Origin of the sequence: Flavobacterium soyangense (genome assembly GCF_015277675.1) — a bacterium.
GTDB classification, from domain to species: Bacteria; Bacteroidota; Bacteroidia; order Flavobacteriales; family Flavobacteriaceae; genus Flavobacterium; species Flavobacterium soyangense.
Genome location: NZ_JADHEC010000001.1, coordinates 176,576 through 194,620, shown reverse-complemented (window position 1 = coordinate 194,620; position 18,045 = coordinate 176,576). Strand labels below are relative to the sequence as shown.

The following is an 18,045-nucleotide window of genomic DNA, read 5'->3' as shown; positions in this document are numbered from 1 at the left end:
AAATCAACAGTAAAAATGATAATTTACAACGTTACCACAAACATACACGAAAGCGTCCACGAAAAATGGATGATTTGGATGCAACACAAACACATTCCTGAAATGCTGGCCACGGGAAAATTCTCTTCGGCAATAATGGTGCGCGTTTTAATTGAGGAAGAAATGGGAGGAACAACCTATTCTGTTCAATATACAACCGACAGCAAGGAAACTTTGGAAAAATATTATCTTGAAGATGCTCCAGCATTAAGGGAAGAAGGATTGAAATTATTTGGAGATAAAATGCTCTCTTTTAGAACGGAATTGGAGTTGATTTCAGAACATTAAACAAAGAAATGGAAAAAGTAAAAGCCAAAAAACACCTCGGACAGCATTTCTTAAAAGATGAAAGTATTGCCAAAGCAATTGCTGACACCTTGAATCTCGAAGGTTACGATGATGTATTAGAAATAGGTCCGGGAATGGGCGTTTTGACCAAGTATTTATTGGAAAAACCAATCAATACTTATGTTATCGAAATCGACACGGAATCGGTGGTCTATCTGGACGAGAATTATCCAAAATTAAAGGATAAAATCATCTCTAAAGATTTCCTGAGGTATAATATTAACGAAGTTTTTGAAGGGAAACAATTCGCTATAATCGGAAATTTTCCTTATAATATTTCGACTCAAATAGTATTCAAAGCATTGGAATATCGCAATCAAATACCAGAATTTGCAGGAATGTTCCAAAAAGAAGTGGCCGAACGCATTTGCGAAAAAAAGGGAACAAAAGCTTATGGAATTCTATCGGTTTTAGTTCAGGCTTTTTACGATGCCGAATATTTATTCACGGTCGATGAACACGTTTTTATTCCACCGCCAAAAGTAAAATCGGGAGTTTTACGTTTGCGACGAAAAGAGAATTACAGTTTGCCCTGTGGAGAAAAATTATTTTTCACGGTTGTAAAAACAGCTTTCCAACAGCGTAGAAAAACCTTGAGAAATAGTTTAAAAACACTAAATTTGTCCGATAGTTTAAGAGAAGATGAAGTTTTCAACCTTCGACCAGAACAACTTAACGTGGAGCAATTTATAGCACTTACCAAAAAAATAGAAGCCGATGGAATTTAAAATCAGCAAGGATTTAATCCAACAAATAGCGCAACTTATTCAAGAAAAAAATAACCATCAACTGGAAATTTTATTGAATGATATGCATCATGCTGATTTTGCGGAAATTCTTGATGAGGTTAGTATTGAAGAGGCAACCTATATTTTCCAAGTTTTAGACAGCGAAAAAACAGCTGAAATTCTTCTTGAACTGGAGGATGATTTAAGAGAGGAAATTTTAAGCCGACTTTCCTCGAAAGAAATAGCGGAAGAACTTGATGAATTAGAGACAAATGATGCCGCCGATATTATTGGAGAACTTTCTAAAGATAGAAAAGCTGAGGTAATATCAGAACTTCAAGATATTGAACACGCAAAAGGAATTGTCGATTTGTTGCGTTATGACGAGGATACTGCGGGTGGAATCATGCACAAAGAATTGGTGAAAGTCAATGAGAATTGGAACGTGATGACTTGCGTAAAGGAAATGCGAATTCAGGCCGAAAACATCTCCAGAGTACATTCTATTTATGTGGTTGATGATGATAACAAACTTAAGGGGCGTTTATCGCTAAAAGATTTGCTGACAGCGCCAACTACTAAAACGCCTATTAGCGAATTTTACATCCGAAAACTGAACTATGTAGATGTTGAAATGGCGGATGTTGATGTAGCTCGAATTATGGATAAATACGACCTTGAAGCGATTCCTGTTGTAGATGAATTGGGTCGATTAGTGGGTCGAATTACGATTGATGACGTTATCGATGTTATTAAAGACGAGATCGAAAAAAGAGACACTGAAGATATTCAAAAGTTTGGTGGCTTGGAGGCTCTTGAATTGCCATATGTGCAAACAAGACTTTTCGAAATGGTCAAAAAGCGCGCCACTTGGTTGGTGGTTTTATTTGTTGGCGAAATGTTTACGGCTTCGGCAATGGGATTTTTTGAAGGAGAAATCGAAAAAGCAGTCGTTTTAGCCTTATTCGTTCCTCTTATTATTTCAAGTGGAGGAAATTCAGGTTCACAAGCCGCAACTTTGATTATTCGTGCCATGGCATTGAAAGAATTGGACTTAAAAGACTGGTGGTTTGTAATGAAAAAAGAAATTGCATCTGGATTTTTATTAGGTTCCATATTAGGAATTGTGGGCTTTATTAGGATTATGATTTGGCAACAAACAGGTTTATATCAATATGGAATTCATTGGTTTGCTGTTGCAATGACAGTTTCAATATCCTTAGTCTTTATCGTTTTATGGGGTACACTTTCAGGCTCAATGATTCCATTTTTATTAAAAAAACTAAGATTGGATCCCGCAACATCATCAGCACCATTTGTGGCAACTTTAGTTGATGTAACTGGTTTGGTTATTTATTTTACAATTGCCTCTTTATTATTAAAAGGCAAATTATTATAAAAACCTGAATGAATTTAATAACTATTAACTAACACATCAACTCAAATTAGAATGAAAGTACATATAATTGGCGGTGGAAACCTTGGCGTTTCTATAGCATTAGGAATAACAAAATTTTCGAAAGACAACCAAGTTACAGTAACCAGAAGAAACATTTCAAGTATTCTGTATTTGGAACAATTGGGCATTACGGTTTCAACTGATAACAAACATAACATTCAAGAATCAGATGTCATCATTTTGGCCATAAAACCGTATCAGGTAAATACTGTTTTGGCCGAAATTCTTCCTGTAATTTCTAACAAAGTTATTGCTTCTGCGGTAAGTGGTTTGTCTATTGAAGCACTGCAAAACAAGATTGGCGACAAGCATCATGCCATTCGAATTATGCCGAACATTGCGGCTCAATTTGGCGCATCGGCAACCTGTATTGCTTTTAATGAAAAAGACAAAGAGAATGCCCAAAATGTGGTGGCTCTTTTCCAAGAGTTAGGAACTGCACCTATAATTGACGAAAAATTAATGGATGCTGCCACGGTTTTGGCGGCAAGCGGAACGGCTTTTGCGTTGCGTTACATTCGCGCTTCAATGCAAGCCGGAATCGAAATAGGATTTGACTGGCAAACTGCTTTGGCTATTTCTGCCCAAACTGTAAAAGGTGCTGCCGAAATGATTATGGAAGAAAACATACATCCGGAACAATTAATTGATAGAGTGACAACCCCACAAGGCTGTACTATTGCGGGATTGAACGAAATGGAAATGCACGGTTTCAGTTCGTCATTGATTAGAGGGATCAAGACTTCTTTGAAACAAATTAAGGGATAAAATTTTTATAAAGGCCAAAAAAGGGAATTTAGTGTTACGCTAAATTCCCTTTTTCCATTTATTCCGAATCTAATTATTCTTTTGGGACAGTTATTTTCTAATGAACAGGTTTTTTCAAAGTAAATTTTAACCAAAAGAAGCCCAAAGTTCCTGCAATAAAAGAAGCAATCAAAATAGCAATTTTAGAATAGGTGATCACATCTTCTCCGTCATTTTTAAAGGCAAGCAACGTAATAAAAATTGACATTGTAAAGCCAATTCCACCCAACATTCCAGCGCCAATAATGGTTTTCCATTTTAAATCTTTGGGCAACGTACAAAGTCCTAAACTCACTCCAATGAATGAAAAAAGGAAAATTCCCAACGGCTTTCCTACAGTCAATCCTAGAATAATTCCAAGCGAATTTGAATGACTTAATCCATCTTGCCAGCCCGAATTTATGGCGATGCAAGTATTGGCGATGGCAAACAATGGCAGGATTAAAAAGGCCACAGGATTGTGTAAAAAATGTTGTAAAATATAGGAAGGTGATTTCTTGCTTCCGTCTCCAAAAGGAATGACAAAAGCCAGCAATACTCCGGTAATCGTAGCGTGAACACCTGAATTAAGCATAAAATACCACATTGCAATTCCGCCAAGCAGGTAGGGAATCAGGTTGTAAATCTTCATCCGATTTAGAATAAACAAAAACCCCATAATGCCTAAAGCAATAAATAAATTCACAAAAGAAATAGACGCTGTGTAGAATATGGCAATCACGATGATGGCTCCCAAATCATCGATTACGGCGAGTGCGGTTAGGAATATTTTCAAGGATGCTGGAACGCGACTTCCTAAAAGGGACAAAATTCCTATTGCAAATGCAATGTCAGTTGCCATTGGGATTCCAGCACCGTTTTGGGTTATGGTTCCAAAATTCAATAACAAAAATAGTCCCGCAGGAATAAGCATTCCGCCCAATGCTCCAAAAATAGGCAAAGCTGCATTTTTAATACTCGACAATTCTCCGTGATAAATTTCGCGTTCTAATTCCAATCCGATCAAAAGAAAGAATATTGTCATCAAGCCATCGTTAATCCAATGCGTGATGGAATGATGCCCAACTTCGGTAGACCAAAACTGAATATATTCGGTTTGAAGTGGGGAATTTGCAAGGTAAAGCGACAAAATGGTTACAAAAAGGAGCAAAATTCCGCCAGATTTTTCACTTTTAAAGAAGGATTTAAAGGTTTTTGTTAATTTCATATTTTAAATTCTTTTCATTTAATCCATATCTGTAAAAAGGGACACTGATAAAATAGATTTGCTTCCCGAAGCTTCGGGAGCAAAGACGCTGAAAAAAACTGATTTTTAAATTAATTTTTAAAATCCGTTTTGATCCGTGTTTTTCGCAAAGCGAATCGGCGTTTATCTGTGTCCAAAAATTTCATACAAACTTACACAAATGCAACACTAAATCCTTTTTGTAAAACGATAAACCGCAATTTTTTTGTTATTTTGGTAAATCAAATATTGAAACACTTTTTATGGACATCAAAATCCTTCATATCGATAGCAATCATCCACTGCTTTGGGAACAATTGCAGCAAGCGGGATTTATAAATCACGAAGATTTCACTTCTTCCAAAGCAGAAATCGAAGCCAAAATTCAAGATTATCAAGGAATTGTAATCCGTAGCCGATTCAAAATTGATAAAACATTTTTGGACAAAGCCACAAATTTGCAATTCATTGCCCGAGTTGGAGCAGGTTTAGAAAGCATTGATTGTGATTATGCTATTTCAAAAAATATCCAACTTATCGCCGCTCCGGAAGGCAATAGAAACGCAGTTGCTGAGCATACTTTGGGAATGATTTTGTCACTTTTTAATAATTTGAATAAAGCCGACAATGAAATAAAATCTGGTCATTGGAACCGTGAAAGTAACCGTGGACACGAACTCGACGGAAAAACTGTGGGCATCATTGGCTACGGAAATATGGGAAAATCTTTTGCCAAAAAACTTCGGGGTTTTGAGGTTGAGGTTTTGTGTTACGACATTCTTGAAAATGTAGGCGATGAAAATGCGCGACAAGTTTCACTCGAAGAATTACAACAAAAAACGAATGTTTTAAGTCTGCATATTCCCTGGACGCCAGAAACGGACAAGATGGTTAATACTGATTTTATTAATGCTTTCGCCAAACCGTTTTGGATCATAAACACTTCAAGAGGAAAAAATATTGTCACAGCCGATTTAGTCCAAGCGATGAAGATTGGGAAAATTCTCGGAGCTGGTTTAGACGTTTTGGAATATGAAAAGTTGTCTTTTGAAACCCTTTTTCAAGACAAAGACACACCAGAGGCTTTCCAATATTTATTGAATGCCAAAAATGTAATTCTCACACCACACATTGCCGGCTGGACTTTTGAAAGTCACGAACGATTGGCGCAAGTGATTGTCGATAAAATTAAGAAAATATATTCTTTGAGATAAAAGGGCAACTTTGGAAACAAAAAACGCTGAATTTCAATATTTTTTATATTTTTACCCTAACCAATTTAAAATCAAAAAGAATGGAAAACACAATAACAGAGCACTGGAATCGACCAAACAATCAAATTCCAGTATTTAAAGTTGATCCTGTATTAGTATTAATCCTTGGATTTATAACCTGTGGATTGTATCATATTTATTGGAATTATAAAATTGCCGAAGTGCTCAATGCAGTCACAGAGCGTGAAGTTATTTCGTCGCCGATTGCTATTTTTGCAGGATGTTGTTTCCCTATAAATATTTATTTCTTTTATTTAGCAGGAAGAGAAGGTTTGCCGGAAGTGTATAAACGCATTGGTTATCCACAAAAAGACGATTCAACATTGTTGATGGTTTTAGGGTTTTTCTTTCCAATGGCTGCTGCAATGATTGTTCAAAATGACATCAATAAATTATACAATTAATATAAAATCAAAACGTAAAATTTACGGAATTATAGGCGCATTTATTACGCTGATGATTCCGTTTTTTTTGATGTTTTTTAACCACAACAATCATCTTGAAACGGATCAGTCTTTGTGTCCGTTAAAGATGCTTACCGGTTTTCCTTGTCCGGGTTGCGGAATCACAAAATCATTGGTTTATTTCTATGAGGGAGATTTACAAAAAAGCTTGTACTATCATATTCTTGGACCTTTGGTGATTGTGTTTTGTGTTGTAACAATTGTAGTTCTCACGACGGAATTAATAACTAAAAAAGAGTATTTCAACAATTTGCTTTTCAATAAAAAACTAGCGTATGGCTTGGGAATTTTTTTAGCAACTTATCACTTCATCAGAATCATTTATTTCATCAGAAACAATTCTATTGACGACATTTTGCATCAGTCAATTTGGAGATAAAAACGGAAATACTATTCTTCTTTATCCGCTAATTTTCTTTCCAACTCTGCCTGAAATTCTTCCATTACGGGTTTTACTGTGCTGTCCGGAATATCAGAAATACGGATATACATTAATCCATCAATCGCATTGTTAAACAAAGGGTCAACGTTAAAAGCAACCACGCGAGCATTTTGCTTAATGTATTTTTTTATCAAAACCGGCAATCTTAAAGCTCCAGGTTCTAATTCATCAATCAATTTGTCAAATTTATTCAAATCAGCTTCGGCTTCATCAAAGATAAAATCCTTATCGGCATCTTTAAGTTTGACTTTAAAGGCTTTTTTAGGATGAATATATTGGGCAATATAAGGGTCGTAAAAATTAGATTTCATAAATTCAATCATCAACGATTTTGAAAAATCCGAAAATTGATTGCTGATACTCACGCCACCAAGCAAGAATTTATGCTCGGGATAACGCAATGTAATATGAATGATTCCTTTCCAAAGCAAGAAAAGAGGCATTGGTTTTTGTTGGTATTCTTTAACAATAAAGGCACGACCCATTTCGATTGAATTATGCATCATATCGTATAATTCAGGCTCAAACCTAAATAAATCAGTTAAATAAAACCCGTCAATTCCATATTTAGGATAAATTTCTGAACCCAATCCCATTCTATAGGCTCCTGCAATTTTCTGGGCATCACCGTCCCATAAAAACATATGCCGATAATATTTGTCGTAAGAGTCAATATCTGTCGATTCGTTTGTTCCTTCACCTACTTCCCGGAACGTAATTTCTCTTAATCGGCCAATTTCGTGAAGTACATTGGGCATGTCTTTAGCTTTGGCAAAAAACACCTCGTAATTTTTACTTTCCAATAATCGACAATCGTTCTCTCTCAGGAAATTTATTTCCTTGATCATTTTTTCCTGATTGGCAGCAGTAACAATTTCCTTTGGATTCTTTGGAAGTTTTAGATTTGGCGTTGGTAAAAAGGGTGTTTCCTTTTCGAAAGGATTGGCCAACATATATGTTTTTCGTCTTAAAAATTCTGAATAATCTTCAAGTGTAGTATGTTCGTTTTGTTCTGCAACAGAAATGGGTTTTCCGATACGCACTTTTATGGCCCGATGTTTTTGACTAAATACTTCCGAAGGTAATTTTGCCGTGCGCATCGTGTCACTAATTTTAGAAAGCAAATAAAACAACCAGCTGTTTTTGGCGTGAAAATAAATAGGAACAACAGGAACCTGAGCTTTTCTAATCACTTTTATAGCGCCTTCTTCCCAAGGTTTGTCAACCATTAACTTCCCGTCTTTGTAGGTAGAAACTTCACCAGCCGGAAACATTCCAAGTGGTTTGCCGTCGCTCAAATGCCGTAAGGTTTCTTTTATCCCAACAACACTGGATTTTGCGTTTTTGTGGTTTTCGAAAGGATTTACGGGCATTATATAAGGTTTCAATGGCTCAATTCTGTGCAAAAGGAAATTAGCGATAATTTTAAAATCAGGTTCCTGATCCAGCATTAATTTCAAAAGTAAAATCCCATCTACCCCCCCAAGAGGATGGTTAGAGATGGTTATATAAGCACCTTCTTTAGGTAAACGTTTTAAATCTTCCTCCGGAATTTCGAATTTTATTTGTAAATCATCCAATATAGCATTCAAAAACTCCACTTCTTTTAAGTGTTTGTTTCGGTCATACACCTTATTTAAGGTAGAAATTTTTAAAACTTTCATCAATAGCCAACCTGAAAAAGTACCTAATATTCCGTACTTATCGGCGTTTATTGATTTTGAAACTTCTTTGGCGGTTACTAAACCCATGTAGCTTTTATTTTTTGAGCAAGTAACAAAGATAGCAAAAAACTCCATTTTCTTCTTTTTTTAGCCATCAATCTTTATTGTTTTTCATTACATTTGAAATTCAAAAATATTTTTAATGAAAATTATTTCCTATAACGTTAACGGAATAAGATCAGCAATTTCTAAAGGGTTCATTAACTGGATTCAACAAGCTAATCCCGACGTAATTTGTCTACAAGAAATTAAGGCAACTCCAGAACAAATCCCGCTTTTAGATTTCGAACTTGCCGGTTATCCATATCATTATTGGTTTCCAGCCACAAAAAAAGGATATAGCGGTGTGGCAATTTTGTCCAAAACAGAACCAAAAAATGTGGTTTTTGGAACAGGAATTTCCCATATGGATTTTGAAGGAAGAAACATTCGGGTTGATTTTGAAGAATTATCAGTGATGAGTTTGTATTTGCCTTCGGGAACCAATATTGAAAGACTGGATCATAAGTTTAAGTATATGGATGATTTCCAAAGTTACATTAATGAACTTAAGAAGGAAATTCCAAATCTTATCATTTGTGGTGATTACAACATTTGCCATGAAGCGATTGATATTCACGATCCAATTCGGAACAAGAAAGTCTCCGGATTTTTACCCGAAGAAAGAGCTTGGTTAGATACCTTTTTGAAAAATGGTTTCATAGACAGTTTCCGGTTTTTGAACAAAGAACCCAATAATTACACTTGGTGGACGGTTCGATTTCCATCAGCAAGATTAGAAAATAAAGGCTGGCGCATTGATTATTGTCTAGTTAGCGAACCTTTGAAACAAAAACTAAAAAGAGCCGTTATATTACCCGAAGCTAGACATTCTGACCATTGTCCGATTATGGTTGAAGTAGAATAAAAAATACCCTAAACAGAAATAAAATGATAAAAAAAATTTCCCTCGGATTGCTGATTATAGTACTTTCTACTTCTTGCGTTTCCAAGAAGATTTACAATGATTTAGAAAATAAATATGCCGATTTAAAAAAAGAAAACAGAAGCATTTCTGATGAAAATGCAGACCTGCTTAAATCCAAAAGCCAATTGGAATTAGACCAAGAAGCTTTGAATAAAGAGTTGGCGAAAGTAAAATCAGAACGTGAAAAAGTTCAGGCTGATTACGCTGCTTTAGACAAAAAAATGGATGTTTTACAAGATTCATATTCAGCTTTGGAAAAAAACAGTAATGAATCCTTGAAATTAAATGTGGCTAAAAACCGTGAATTATTGGAGCAATTGGAAGCCAAAGAAAAAGCATTGGCTTTTGAACAAGAACAATTAAACAAAAATAATCAGCGATTAAAAGAGTTGGAAGATTTGATTGCCGCCAAAGAAGCCGGTATGCGAAAACTAAAAGAAACGCTTTCGAATGCCTTGAATGGTTTTGAAGGAAAAGGCTTGACGGTAGAGCAAAAAAACGGAAAAGTATATGTTTCTATGGAGAACAAATTGCTTTTCAACTCAGGAAGTTGGGCTGTTGGAACCGAAGGTAAAAAAGCCGTTGTCGAAGTGGGAAAAGTATTGGGTGAAAATCCTGACATTTCCGTTTTAATTGAAGGTCATACGGATGATGATCCTTTTGGAGGCTCAGGACCAATTGCTGATAACTGGGATTTATCAACTAAAAGAGCCACTGCAATTGTTGCCATTTTGAGTGAAAACAAAAAAGTAAGCAAACAAAATCTTACAGCTGCCGGTCGAGGCGAATTCTCGCCATTAGCTAGCAATACAACTGCCGAAGGAAAAGCTAAAAATCGTAGAATCGAAATTATCTTAACTCCGAGATTAGACGAAATTGCTGAAATGTTAAAGGATATAAATTAAGGCTGAATAACTAAATAAAAAAAGGTTCACATGAAAATGCTGAACCTTTTTTATTTAAAAAATTGTTAATGTTACATCCAATTGTCAGACTAAACTTTACTTTTGCAACTTATAATTTTAGCACTTCAAATAAATGAAATACACCACTTTACCCAATACCGACATAAAAATCAGTAAAATCTGCCTTGGCACAATGACTTTTGGTCAACAAAATACAGAAGCCGATGGTCACGCCCAAATGGATTATGCACTCGAAAAAGGAGTCAATTTTTTTGACACCGCCGAGATGTATTCCGTTCCGGGACGAAAGGAGACTTACGGAAGCACTGAGAAAATCATTGGAACTTGGTTCAAGAAATCAGGAAAAAGAGAAGAAATAGTTTTGGCTTCGAAAATTGCCGGACCTAACCCAGGATTGTCTTATATAAGAGAAAACATGGATTTTTCGCCCGAAAGTATTGCCTTGTCCATTGACAAAAGTTTAACTCGCCTGCAAACGGATTATATCGATTTGTACCAATTGCATTGGCCAGAACGCAAAGCCAATTTCTTCGGGCAACGTGGTTTCAAAGTGCAAGACGATGCTTGGGAAGACAATATTCAGAATGTACTTGAAACCTTGGAAGGGTTGATTAAACAAGGAAAAATAAATCATATTGGACTTTCAAACGAAACGCCTTGGGGGATTATGCGTTTTCTGGAAGAAAGTAAATATAAAAATCTACCAAGAATAAAAACGGTTCAAAATCCGTATTCCTTATTAAATAGACTTTTCGAAAACGGTTCTGCTGAGATTTGTATTAGAGAAAATGTAGGTTTATTGGCTTATTCGCCAATGGCTTTTGGCGTTTTGTCTGGAAAATTCTTGTCCGGAAAAAGTCATCCTGAATCGAGAATTGAATTATTTCCTCAATTTTCAAGATATAACAGCGCACAATCTGCTGAAGCTACTCGATTGTATCAAGAAATTGCCCATAAACACGGATTAACCCTGACAGAATTGGCTTTGGCATTTGTAACCCAACAAGCATTCGTGACAAGCACTATAATTGGAGCCACAACTATGGAACAATTAAAGGAAAATATTGCTACGATTGACATCGTTTTATCTGATGAAATATTGATGGAAATAAATGCAGTTCAAGCTATAATTCCGGATCCAGCGCCTTGATTTTTTAACTACAAAGACACGAAGAAAACACAAAGTCCACAAAGAAAAATAATTCTTTGTGGACTTTTTTTGTTGAAACAATATTATTTGTTTGTTATTGTATTTTATGCTGTATCTGTGTAAATCAGTTCAATCCATTTCATCTGTGGCTAAAATGGAACACAGATAAAACGGATTCTAAAACCCTTGCGAACTTTGCACCTTCTTCGTGAACTTAGTGTTTAAGTTATCAAAACTCATAAGGTTCTTCGACCGCTAGAGAATCCACAGGAATTGAATCTTGCACTTTCAATTTCAAAAGCGAATGAGCATTTCCCGAAAGATTTAGCGGAATAGATTGACCAATCGTATCTTCGGGAATTAAAATTCCTCTTCGCAACATCAAATTGCTCAGGAATTTTTGTTGCTGGTTTGCAAAAGATTTTAGCTTTCCTTCGTTGTCAAATTGCCACATAAATTTCTTTGGTTTTGGAACGATGGTTGCCAAAAACAAACATTCTTTCAAGGTTAAATCTGCTGGTCTTTTCTGGAAGTAAAACTGACTTGCTTCGCCAATTCCATATACATTTGGTCCCCATTCGATAATGTTGAAATAGACTTCAAGCATTCGTTCTTTGCTGGCGATTCTATTGTTTTCAAGGATGTAAACCAATAAAATTTCTTCCAGTTTTCTCGAAGCCGTTTTCTCGCGGGTAAGAAACACATTTTTGATTAATTGCATGCTAATCGTGCTGGCGCCTCGTGAGAATTTCTTGGTGCGGATATTTTTGAGAATCGATTGTTTAAATGCTTCGTTGATAAAACCGCGATGTGAGAAAAACGATGGATCTTCCGAGGTTAAAACACATTTTTGCAAATAAGGCGAAATTTGATCCAAAGGTGTGTAATTTGGATTGGAGGAACCAATTAAAACAGGACGTTGTGGCACATTATTTATAATTGCCCGATAAACAAATTCTCCGTTAAGTTTATTGAGATTGGCTTCGCCATATTTGGTAATTTTTAGATTTTCTTTCTTCAGATTACTGTCAAAAATCAGCGTATTGGGCTTATTTTTATTGAACATAAAATCCAGATTGTATTCGAAATTGCCTTCGGCTTCCATTCCTTGAAAATGGGAAAATAAACCATCTGGCAGTGAAGAGATAAAATCCTGCGCTTTCATTTTAGGAATTGCCACTTTGAGTTTGTAAATCGTGTCTTCCCTAGTTTCGTAAGACAGGTAAGGATGGAATTTTATCTTATTAAATTCAACTGTTGAGCTGCTGTCAATTGAAATAAAATCAGAACCCAATAAGAATCGAAAGTCAAATTTTGCATTTTTTATTACCACATCTTTGCTCGCAATTTTCGGGTGGTTTACCATTAAATTAGCAATCGAAGCAAAGCCGTCAATATGCAGTTTACCACCTGATTTATCAATATTTTCGATGTTTACTCGGATGGAATCAAAGCTGGATTTCAGGTTAAATCGTTCGTCAATATAAGGCATTTTTATGGCACCGGAATCCATATTGAAAAACCGAATATCGGCTTTTTTATTTCTTGGATCTGCAAAACCCCGGATCCGGATTCGCTGTGTAAAAGTGTTGGTTTCGACTTTAATATAAGTTTCAAGTTGTTGATTTACCAATCGCAGTTTTTGGAAATTAACGGTGGTTTTATTTCCGTCATCATTCAGCCTGAATGAAAGGTTTTCTATTTTCATATCCGTTGGCACTAAATTGAGCACTTTCGAAATGATTCTATAAGCAAATTTGGCGTAATTCCTTTTTTCATTGGAATTAGTTGTGGCTTCATCTTTTTTTAGAAAAGCTTCAAAATTTCGTCCTTTTTTGTTTTTTACCAATTGGACATAACCATTTTCAATTTCTAATGTTCCCAATTGAATATCGCCAATTAACAAACGCCAGAAATTGACACTGGTTTTCATTTTTTGAATGTTAAAAAGTGTGTCGGCATCTTTTGGAACTAAAATTATTTGGGACAAACTCACGCCTGAAAACCCGACAAAAGAAGCTTCTTTTATTGAAAAAACGCTGTTGTAATCCCGTTCCATTTTAAAGGAAATCTTTGCAATGGCTTGTTTCAACAACGCATTTCTAAATGCAAAAAGAGCTATGATTATCACCAAAAAAATTGTTGCAATTATTTTTGCAGCTAAGATTATTTTTTGTTTTCGGGTTCTCATAAAAAATTTTACAAATAAAAAGGCGTTCTAAAGCCCAACTTATTTAGAGTTGGAATCGACGGCTATAAAGGAAAGTAAAAAAACTGAAACAGGAATAATTTTATGATTCTCTTTGCAAATTTCTTTTATAACAACTTCTTTTATTTAAGAGCAAAAAAAACCACAACACTTTTTATGTGTTGTGGATTAGAAATGGTTTGGCTTAAAAATTTATCGTTGTTTTGCCAAATTAACTTTGCGTTGCAAAGGATTGTAGAAATCCTTAACCTGTGCCACAATTTCATTTAAAGTCATATTACCAGCTGTTTCAACTGCTTTTAAGTTAATTTTCCCAAGTGATTTTTTGTCACGTATTCGTTGTTCCAATTTTGTTTTGGTTTCCCCTGGGCCAAAAACATATAAGTAATCAGATTTCTTGATATAGTCCATCACTGCATCAAGATAATAGTCCATTTGCTCCTTTTTTCGGTTGTCAAATTTAGTTTCGCTGTCGCTATGATGACTTCCTGAGAAAGTCCCTTTGTCGCCTTCTTTGTCGTGATAAACCCTGTTTTCAACTTCAGAATCTATCTCGGTGATTTTTTCTTCTTTGTGACCATCAAGAGTAACAATTATTGCCTTTTTGGTGTCTATCCAGATGCCTACTTGCTTTTCCATGACTTTATTTTTTATGTTAAAATGAATTATTTTTCAAGTAACTTCAGTAACGGTTTCCTCAATTTAATGTTTGCTATTGAAACAAAATATTGCGCAATTCAGTAATTAGAACCGATTCTGATTTGTTTTTTCCCGAAAAGGAATTTGCGATTGCCTTTGCGGTTTTTAGGATTAAGTCATTTACTTGGGGTGTGAATAAACTAGGATGTTCTTTTTTAAAAATTTTAAAATTTGGAATCACTTTGCCAATGTTCCAATCATTCTCTACGAGCCAGTCAAAAACAATTTCGATTTGGTATGCAGAATCATCACCAAATTCGTTAAAGGTGTTTTCAATTGGAACCCATTCTTTTTTAACGATTTCTTTGAGTTGTGCGATTTCTTCTTTACGGATGGTTTTGTCCACTGAGGCGACGCCATAGAATAGCTTGCCAAGTTGTTGGTAGAAATGAATCATTGTATTAGATGATGGTTTCATTTTCTATATTCTTCCCATAGTAGAAAAGAACACATAAATTTACGAAGAAAAAATGAAATTCAATCTTGATTAATTAGAGAAATAGTCCCTTTTTGTCAAATTTAACGTTTTATGTAAATAAAGTTTTACCCAAACAACTCGCCAGCCACGTCTTCAATTTTTGCGACCAATCGGATTTTTATTATCGTGTTTTTCAAGGCAATTTTATTATATTTGGATACAAAAATAGTCGAAAAGCCTAATTTTTCTGCTTCCTGAATGCGTTGGTCCACGCGGTTTACGGGACGAATTTCACCAGAAAGTCCTACTTCGCCCGCAAAACAGAAATCTTTATTTACCGGAATATCTTCATTAGAGGATAAAATGGCCGCCACAACTGCCAAATCAATGGCGGGATCATCTACAGAAATTCCTCCAGTTATATTAAGAAAAACATCTTTTGAAGCCAAACGGAAACCGGCACGTTTTTCTAAAACTGCCAAAATCATATTCAACCTTTTGGCGTTGTAACCCGTTGTGCTACGTTGAGGAGTTCCATAAACTGCGGTGCTGACCAAGGATTGAATTTCAATCATCAGCGGTCTCATTCCTTCTAGTGTTGAAGCGATTGCAGTTCCTGATAATTCCTCGTCTTTGTGTGAAATCAAAATCTCAGAAGGGTTTGAAACTTCGCGTAAACCGTTCCCCAACATTTCATAAATCCCGATTTCGGCAGTGGAGCCAAAACGGTTTTTTAGTGAGCGTAAAATGCGGTACACGTGATTTCTATCGCCTTCGAATTGTAAAACGGTATCGACCATATGTTCCAAAATTTTGGGTCCCGCAATATTTCCGTCCTTGGTAATATGACCAATCAGAATGACGGGAATATTCGTTTCCTTGGCAAATTTTATCAATTCTGCAGTAGTTTCCCGAATTTGGGAAATACTTCCGGGAGTTGATTCGATATAGTCCGTATGAAGCGTTTGAATGGAATCAATAATCACGATTTCAGGTTCAATAGCTTCAATTTGCTTGAAAATATTTTGTGTTTTGGTTTCTGTAAGAATATAGCAATTATCGCTGTTTGGCGTGATTCTTTCGGCACGCATTTTTATTTGTTTTTGGCTTTCCTCGCCCGAAACATATAAGGTTTTGTAGGGTAATTTTAAAGAAATTTGGAGCAAAAGCGTGCTTTTTCCAATGCCGGGTTCACCGCCCAAAAGGATTAAAGAACCAGGAACAATCCCGCCACCTAACACCCGATTGAGTTCGCTGTCACGCGTGTCCATTCTTACTTCTTGGCTGGAATCAATTTCGTTAATCCGTAAGGGTTTTGAAACTCTTTTGGAGTCAGGAGTTGAAGGTTTCCAACTTGATTTTTCTTCTTTTTGAATAATTTCCTCTGCAATGGTATTCCATTCTTTGCAGGAATTGCATTGTCCTTGCCATTTTGAATATTGTGCACCGCAATTCTGGCAAAAAAAGGAAGTTTTTACTTTTGACATTATTTTTTGAGTGTTAAACTTTGCATTTCATCTAATTTTTCAAACATCAAATCTTTGTTCAAATCTCCAATTTGCTCTAATTGAGTTGCTTTTTGATATGATTTTGCTGCTTTTTTTGAATCTCCCATTTTTTCATACATTAAGCCTAATTCATAATCGGCAAGCATCGATTTCGGGTAATTTTTTCTGGCTAATTCGGCTAATTTGTCTAATTCCTGATAAGCTTTGTTTTTTAAAATTGCTGCCTCGATAGCTTTAAAATCGGATACTCTTATTTGGACTTTCAGTCCTAATGTTTTTGTAATGCCATCGTATTTATCGGTTAGATATTTTACTTGTCCATTTGGAAGAACAGCAATTTTCTCTGTAAATTCAGCCATAGTAATGGGTTTGTAACAATCAAAAATTTGGTACAAAGCATTTGGAATTGAAAAAAGCACAGCAGAATAATGTGAGGCGTCTTTAAACGCATCGTACTTGTAGTTAACTATTGGATTTACTGCTGTTTTAATGTTTTCGTCCAGTTTTTTTACTGATTCCAATATGTCTTTTATGTCGCCGTCTCCAGTAGATTGGTAATAAAAGATGGGTTGTTTTAATTTCAAAAAATTATCAGGAATGCGGGTTTCCATTTCAGGAACAAGTTCTGGGCTTAGGGAAATGTAGGCGTTAAATATTGGGTTATCCTTGTACAAGAAAAAGTTTAAATAACCTGCTGTTGTGTCGTGTCCGGCAATAAGTCGGAAAGGAGCAATCCGATATTTTTTTTCGATATAAGGGAGTAATTCACCGCCAATAAATTCAAAGAATTGAGCTCCTTTCCCGGAAGGTAAATCAGTTGATTCGTCATAATTGCTGTCGTCTATTCGTTCCTCATTTTTATTTTGGCTGATGCCAATGATAATTGTTTCGGGTAAATCATCCCAATAGGCACCGTAGTTCAAAGCGCCATAAAAAGGGTCAAATAAGTAATCCCCATCAAGTAAAAGGAGTATTGGATATTTTTTATTTGGATTTTTTTCATAAGATGGAGGCAATCCAATCGTGATTTCCCGACTTTCCTTCAACTTGGTTGAAACGAAAGTTTCGGTGGTTTTTTGCGAAAAAACGGAGACTGAAAAAAGCAACATTAGCAATAATTTCTTCATAATTTCTGGAGTTTTTGAAATTAATTTTATCCCGAATCTTCGGTGCAAAAAGAGTAGCAATATAATACTTTTTATTTGCTTTTTTTGAATCAGAAATGGTAAAAAGAAAATAAATCAAAACCAAAGACGAAAAATATCTTAGAAATTTTGAGAATAAATTTTATAATAATTAAGTCAGTGAATTGTCTTTTTCATTCGGGAATATAATCCAAGGTTTGAAGGTTTTGGCTTCTTCAAAATCTAGCGTGGCATAAGAAATAATAATGATAATATCGTCTTTTTGCACTTTTCTGGCAGCGGGTCCGTTTAGAGTTATTGTACCGGAATTTTTTTCACCCACGATTGCATAAGTTTCAAATCGCTCCCCATTATTGATGTTTACTATGGAGACTTTTTCGCCTTCAATAATATTTGAAGCTTCAAGCAATGCTTCGTCAATAGTAATGCTACCGATATAATTTAAATCGGCGCCAGTTACTTTTACACGGTGAATTTTTGATTTTACGACTTGAATTTGCATTTGGCAAAAGT

At 35.5% G+C, this 18,045-nt stretch carries 18 protein-coding genes; 10 read left to right on the top strand and 8 right to left on the bottom strand.

All coding sequences use genetic code 11. The annotated features are described in order from the left end of the window. Positions 1–15 precede the first annotated feature (15 nt). From IR213_RS00860 to proC, 4 genes are read left to right on the top strand one after another with little or no spacing between them, the layout of a single operon-like run. A complete protein-coding gene (locus IR213_RS00860; RefSeq protein ID WP_194310420.1) occupies positions 16–327 on the top strand; it encodes a DUF4286 family protein in 312 nt (103 codons plus the stop codon). 8 nt (positions 328–335) lie between these two features. Continuing rightward, complete coding sequence (rsmA, locus tag IR213_RS00855) at positions 336–1,115, top strand: 16S rRNA (adenine(1518)-N(6)/adenine(1519)-N(6))-dimethyltransferase RsmA (RefSeq protein ID WP_194310419.1); 780 nt, start codon at positions 336–338, stop codon at positions 1,113–1,115. Then, positions 1,105–2,514, top strand: a complete 1,410-nt coding sequence (gene mgtE / locus IR213_RS00850; protein ID WP_194310418.1) for a magnesium transporter — start codon at positions 1,105–1,107, stop codon at positions 2,512–2,514. The genes rsmA and mgtE overlap by 11 nt, the downstream gene beginning before the upstream one ends. 51 nt (positions 2,515–2,565) lie before the next feature. Then, the gene (proC, locus tag IR213_RS00845; protein WP_194310417.1) at positions 2,566–3,342 is read left to right on the top strand and encodes a pyrroline-5-carboxylate reductase; all 777 of its coding nucleotides are present in this window, start codon (positions 2,566–2,568) and stop codon (positions 3,340–3,342) included. Positions 3,343–3,439: 97 nt separating this feature from the next. Here the strand turns inward: proC and nhaA are convergent, their stop codons facing one another. Continuing rightward, a complete protein-coding gene (gene nhaA / locus IR213_RS00840) occupies positions 3,440–4,588 on the bottom strand; it encodes a Na+/H+ antiporter NhaA (protein ID WP_194310416.1) in 1,149 nt (382 codons plus the stop codon). Positions 4,589–4,869: 281 nt separating this feature from the next. Here nhaA and IR213_RS00835 point away from each other — a divergent pair, with 281 nt between their 5' ends. From IR213_RS00835 to IR213_RS00825, 3 genes are all read left to right on the top strand, one after another. Further along, positions 4,870–5,820 carry a 2-hydroxyacid dehydrogenase gene (locus IR213_RS00835; RefSeq protein ID WP_194310415.1) on the top strand — a complete coding sequence of 317 codons (951 nt, stop codon included), beginning with the start codon at positions 4,870–4,872 and terminating at the stop codon, positions 5,818–5,820. A gap of 80 nt (positions 5,821–5,900) precedes the next feature. Next, a complete protein-coding gene (locus IR213_RS00830; RefSeq protein WP_194310414.1) occupies positions 5,901–6,284 on the top strand; it encodes a DUF4234 domain-containing protein in 384 nt (127 codons plus the stop codon). Continuing rightward, positions 6,259–6,723 (top strand): DUF2752 domain-containing protein, encoded by a 465-nt coding sequence (locus IR213_RS00825; protein WP_194310413.1) that lies wholly within the window; start codon positions 6,259–6,261, stop codon positions 6,721–6,723. The genes IR213_RS00830 and IR213_RS00825 overlap by 26 nt, the downstream gene beginning before the upstream one ends. An 11-nt stretch (positions 6,724–6,734) precedes the next feature. On the opposite strand, the gene IR213_RS00820 is transcribed toward IR213_RS00825, so the two are convergent. Beyond that, positions 6,735–8,537 carry a GNAT family N-acyltransferase gene (locus IR213_RS00820; RefSeq protein WP_194310412.1) on the bottom strand — a complete coding sequence of 601 codons (1,803 nt, stop codon included), beginning with the start codon at positions 8,535–8,537 and terminating at the stop codon, positions 6,735–6,737. A gap of 115 nt (positions 8,538–8,652) precedes the next feature. Between IR213_RS00820 and IR213_RS00815 the strand changes: the two genes are divergently transcribed. The 3 genes from IR213_RS00815 (at position 8,653) to IR213_RS00805 (ending at position 11,553) form a co-directional block, all read left to right on the top strand. Then, positions 8,653–9,417 (top strand): exodeoxyribonuclease III, encoded by a 765-nt coding sequence (locus IR213_RS00815; RefSeq protein ID WP_194310411.1) that lies wholly within the window; start codon positions 8,653–8,655, stop codon positions 9,415–9,417. A gap of 23 nt (positions 9,418–9,440) precedes the next feature. Continuing rightward, positions 9,441–10,382 carry an OmpA family protein gene (locus IR213_RS00810; RefSeq protein ID WP_194310410.1) on the top strand — a complete coding sequence of 314 codons (942 nt, stop codon included), beginning with the start codon at positions 9,441–9,443 and terminating at the stop codon, positions 10,380–10,382. A 133-nt stretch (positions 10,383–10,515) separates the two neighbouring features. Then, complete coding sequence (locus IR213_RS00805; protein WP_194310409.1) at positions 10,516–11,553, top strand: aldo/keto reductase; 1,038 nt, start codon at positions 10,516–10,518, stop codon at positions 11,551–11,553. Positions 11,554–11,782: 229 nt separating this feature from the next. Here IR213_RS00805 and IR213_RS00800 read toward each other — a convergent pair whose 3' ends face one another. The 6 genes from IR213_RS00800 to panD all read right to left on the bottom strand — a co-directional run bounded on the left by IR213_RS00800 (position 11,783) and on the right by panD (position 18,034). Then, the gene (locus IR213_RS00800; protein WP_194310408.1) at positions 11,783–13,744 is read right to left on the bottom strand and encodes a transglycosylase domain-containing protein; all 1,962 of its coding nucleotides are present in this window, start codon (positions 13,742–13,744) and stop codon (positions 11,783–11,785) included. Between the two features lie 210 nt (positions 13,745–13,954). Continuing rightward, positions 13,955–14,401 carry a hypothetical protein gene (locus IR213_RS00795; RefSeq protein WP_194310407.1) on the bottom strand — a complete coding sequence of 149 codons (447 nt, stop codon included), beginning with the start codon at positions 14,399–14,401 and terminating at the stop codon, positions 13,955–13,957. A gap of 73 nt (positions 14,402–14,474) precedes the next feature. Next, on the bottom strand, positions 14,475–14,879 hold the full coding sequence (locus tag IR213_RS00790; protein WP_228479049.1) for a hypothetical protein: 405 nt from the start codon (positions 14,877–14,879) through the stop codon (positions 14,475–14,477). Between the two features lie 125 nt (positions 14,880–15,004). Beyond that, the gene (gene radA, locus IR213_RS00785) at positions 15,005–16,366 is read right to left on the bottom strand and encodes a DNA repair protein RadA (RefSeq protein WP_194310406.1); all 1,362 of its coding nucleotides are present in this window, start codon (positions 16,364–16,366) and stop codon (positions 15,005–15,007) included. Further along, positions 16,366–17,514, bottom strand: coding sequence for an alpha/beta hydrolase (locus IR213_RS00780; RefSeq protein ID WP_194310405.1), 1,149 nt, complete (start codon positions 17,512–17,514; stop codon positions 16,366–16,368). The genes radA and IR213_RS00780 overlap by 1 nt, the downstream gene beginning before the upstream one ends. 169 nt (positions 17,515–17,683) lie before the next feature. After that, a complete protein-coding gene (panD, locus tag IR213_RS00775) occupies positions 17,684–18,034 on the bottom strand; it encodes an aspartate 1-decarboxylase (RefSeq protein WP_194310404.1) in 351 nt (116 codons plus the stop codon). Between the last annotated feature and the right edge of the window lie 11 nt (positions 18,035–18,045).

What these genes read in the sequence shown, in the direction of transcription:
- proC (WP_194310417.1), top strand. Translation starts at nt 2,566, where the DNA reads ATGAAAGTACATATAATTGGCGGTGGAAACCTTGGCGTTTCTATAGCA.
- IR213_RS00825 (WP_194310413.1), top strand. Translation starts at nt 6,259, where the DNA reads ATGACATCAATAAATTATACAATTAATATAAAATCAAAACGTAAAATT.
- radA (WP_194310406.1), bottom strand. Translation starts at nt 16,366, where the DNA reads ATGTCAAAAGTAAAAACTTCCTTTTTTTGCCAGAATTGCGGTGCACAA.
- IR213_RS00780 (WP_194310405.1), bottom strand. Translation starts at nt 17,514, where the DNA reads ATGAAGAAATTATTGCTAATGTTGCTTTTTTCAGTCTCCGTTTTTTCG.
- IR213_RS00810 (WP_194310410.1), top strand. Translation starts at nt 9,441, where the DNA reads ATGATAAAAAAAATTTCCCTCGGATTGCTGATTATAGTACTTTCTACT.
- IR213_RS00795 (WP_194310407.1), bottom strand. Translation starts at nt 14,401, where the DNA reads ATGGAAAAGCAAGTAGGCATCTGGATAGACACCAAAAAGGCAATAATT.
- IR213_RS00790 (WP_228479049.1), bottom strand. Translation starts at nt 14,879, where the DNA reads ATGAAACCATCATCTAATACAATGATTCATTTCTACCAACAACTTGGC.
- panD (WP_194310404.1), bottom strand. Translation starts at nt 18,034, where the DNA reads ATGCAAATTCAAGTCGTAAAATCAAAAATTCACCGTGTAAAAGTAACT.
- rsmA (WP_194310419.1), top strand. Translation starts at nt 336, where the DNA reads ATGGAAAAAGTAAAAGCCAAAAAACACCTCGGACAGCATTTCTTAAAA.
- nhaA (WP_194310416.1), bottom strand. Translation starts at nt 4,588, where the DNA reads ATGAAATTAACAAAAACCTTTAAATCCTTCTTTAAAAGTGAAAAATCT.
- IR213_RS00860 (WP_194310420.1), top strand. Translation starts at nt 16, where the DNA reads ATGATAATTTACAACGTTACCACAAACATACACGAAAGCGTCCACGAA.
- IR213_RS00830 (WP_194310414.1), top strand. Translation starts at nt 5,901, where the DNA reads ATGGAAAACACAATAACAGAGCACTGGAATCGACCAAACAATCAAATT.
- IR213_RS00820 (WP_194310412.1), bottom strand. Translation starts at nt 8,537, where the DNA reads ATGGGTTTAGTAACCGCCAAAGAAGTTTCAAAATCAATAAACGCCGAT.
- IR213_RS00800 (WP_194310408.1), bottom strand. Translation starts at nt 13,744, where the DNA reads ATGAGAACCCGAAAACAAAAAATAATCTTAGCTGCAAAAATAATTGCA.
- IR213_RS00815 (WP_194310411.1), top strand. Translation starts at nt 8,653, where the DNA reads ATGAAAATTATTTCCTATAACGTTAACGGAATAAGATCAGCAATTTCT.
- IR213_RS00835 (WP_194310415.1), top strand. Translation starts at nt 4,870, where the DNA reads ATGGACATCAAAATCCTTCATATCGATAGCAATCATCCACTGCTTTGG.
- IR213_RS00805 (WP_194310409.1), top strand. Translation starts at nt 10,516, where the DNA reads ATGAAATACACCACTTTACCCAATACCGACATAAAAATCAGTAAAATC.
- mgtE (WP_194310418.1), top strand. Translation starts at nt 1,105, where the DNA reads ATGGAATTTAAAATCAGCAAGGATTTAATCCAACAAATAGCGCAACTT.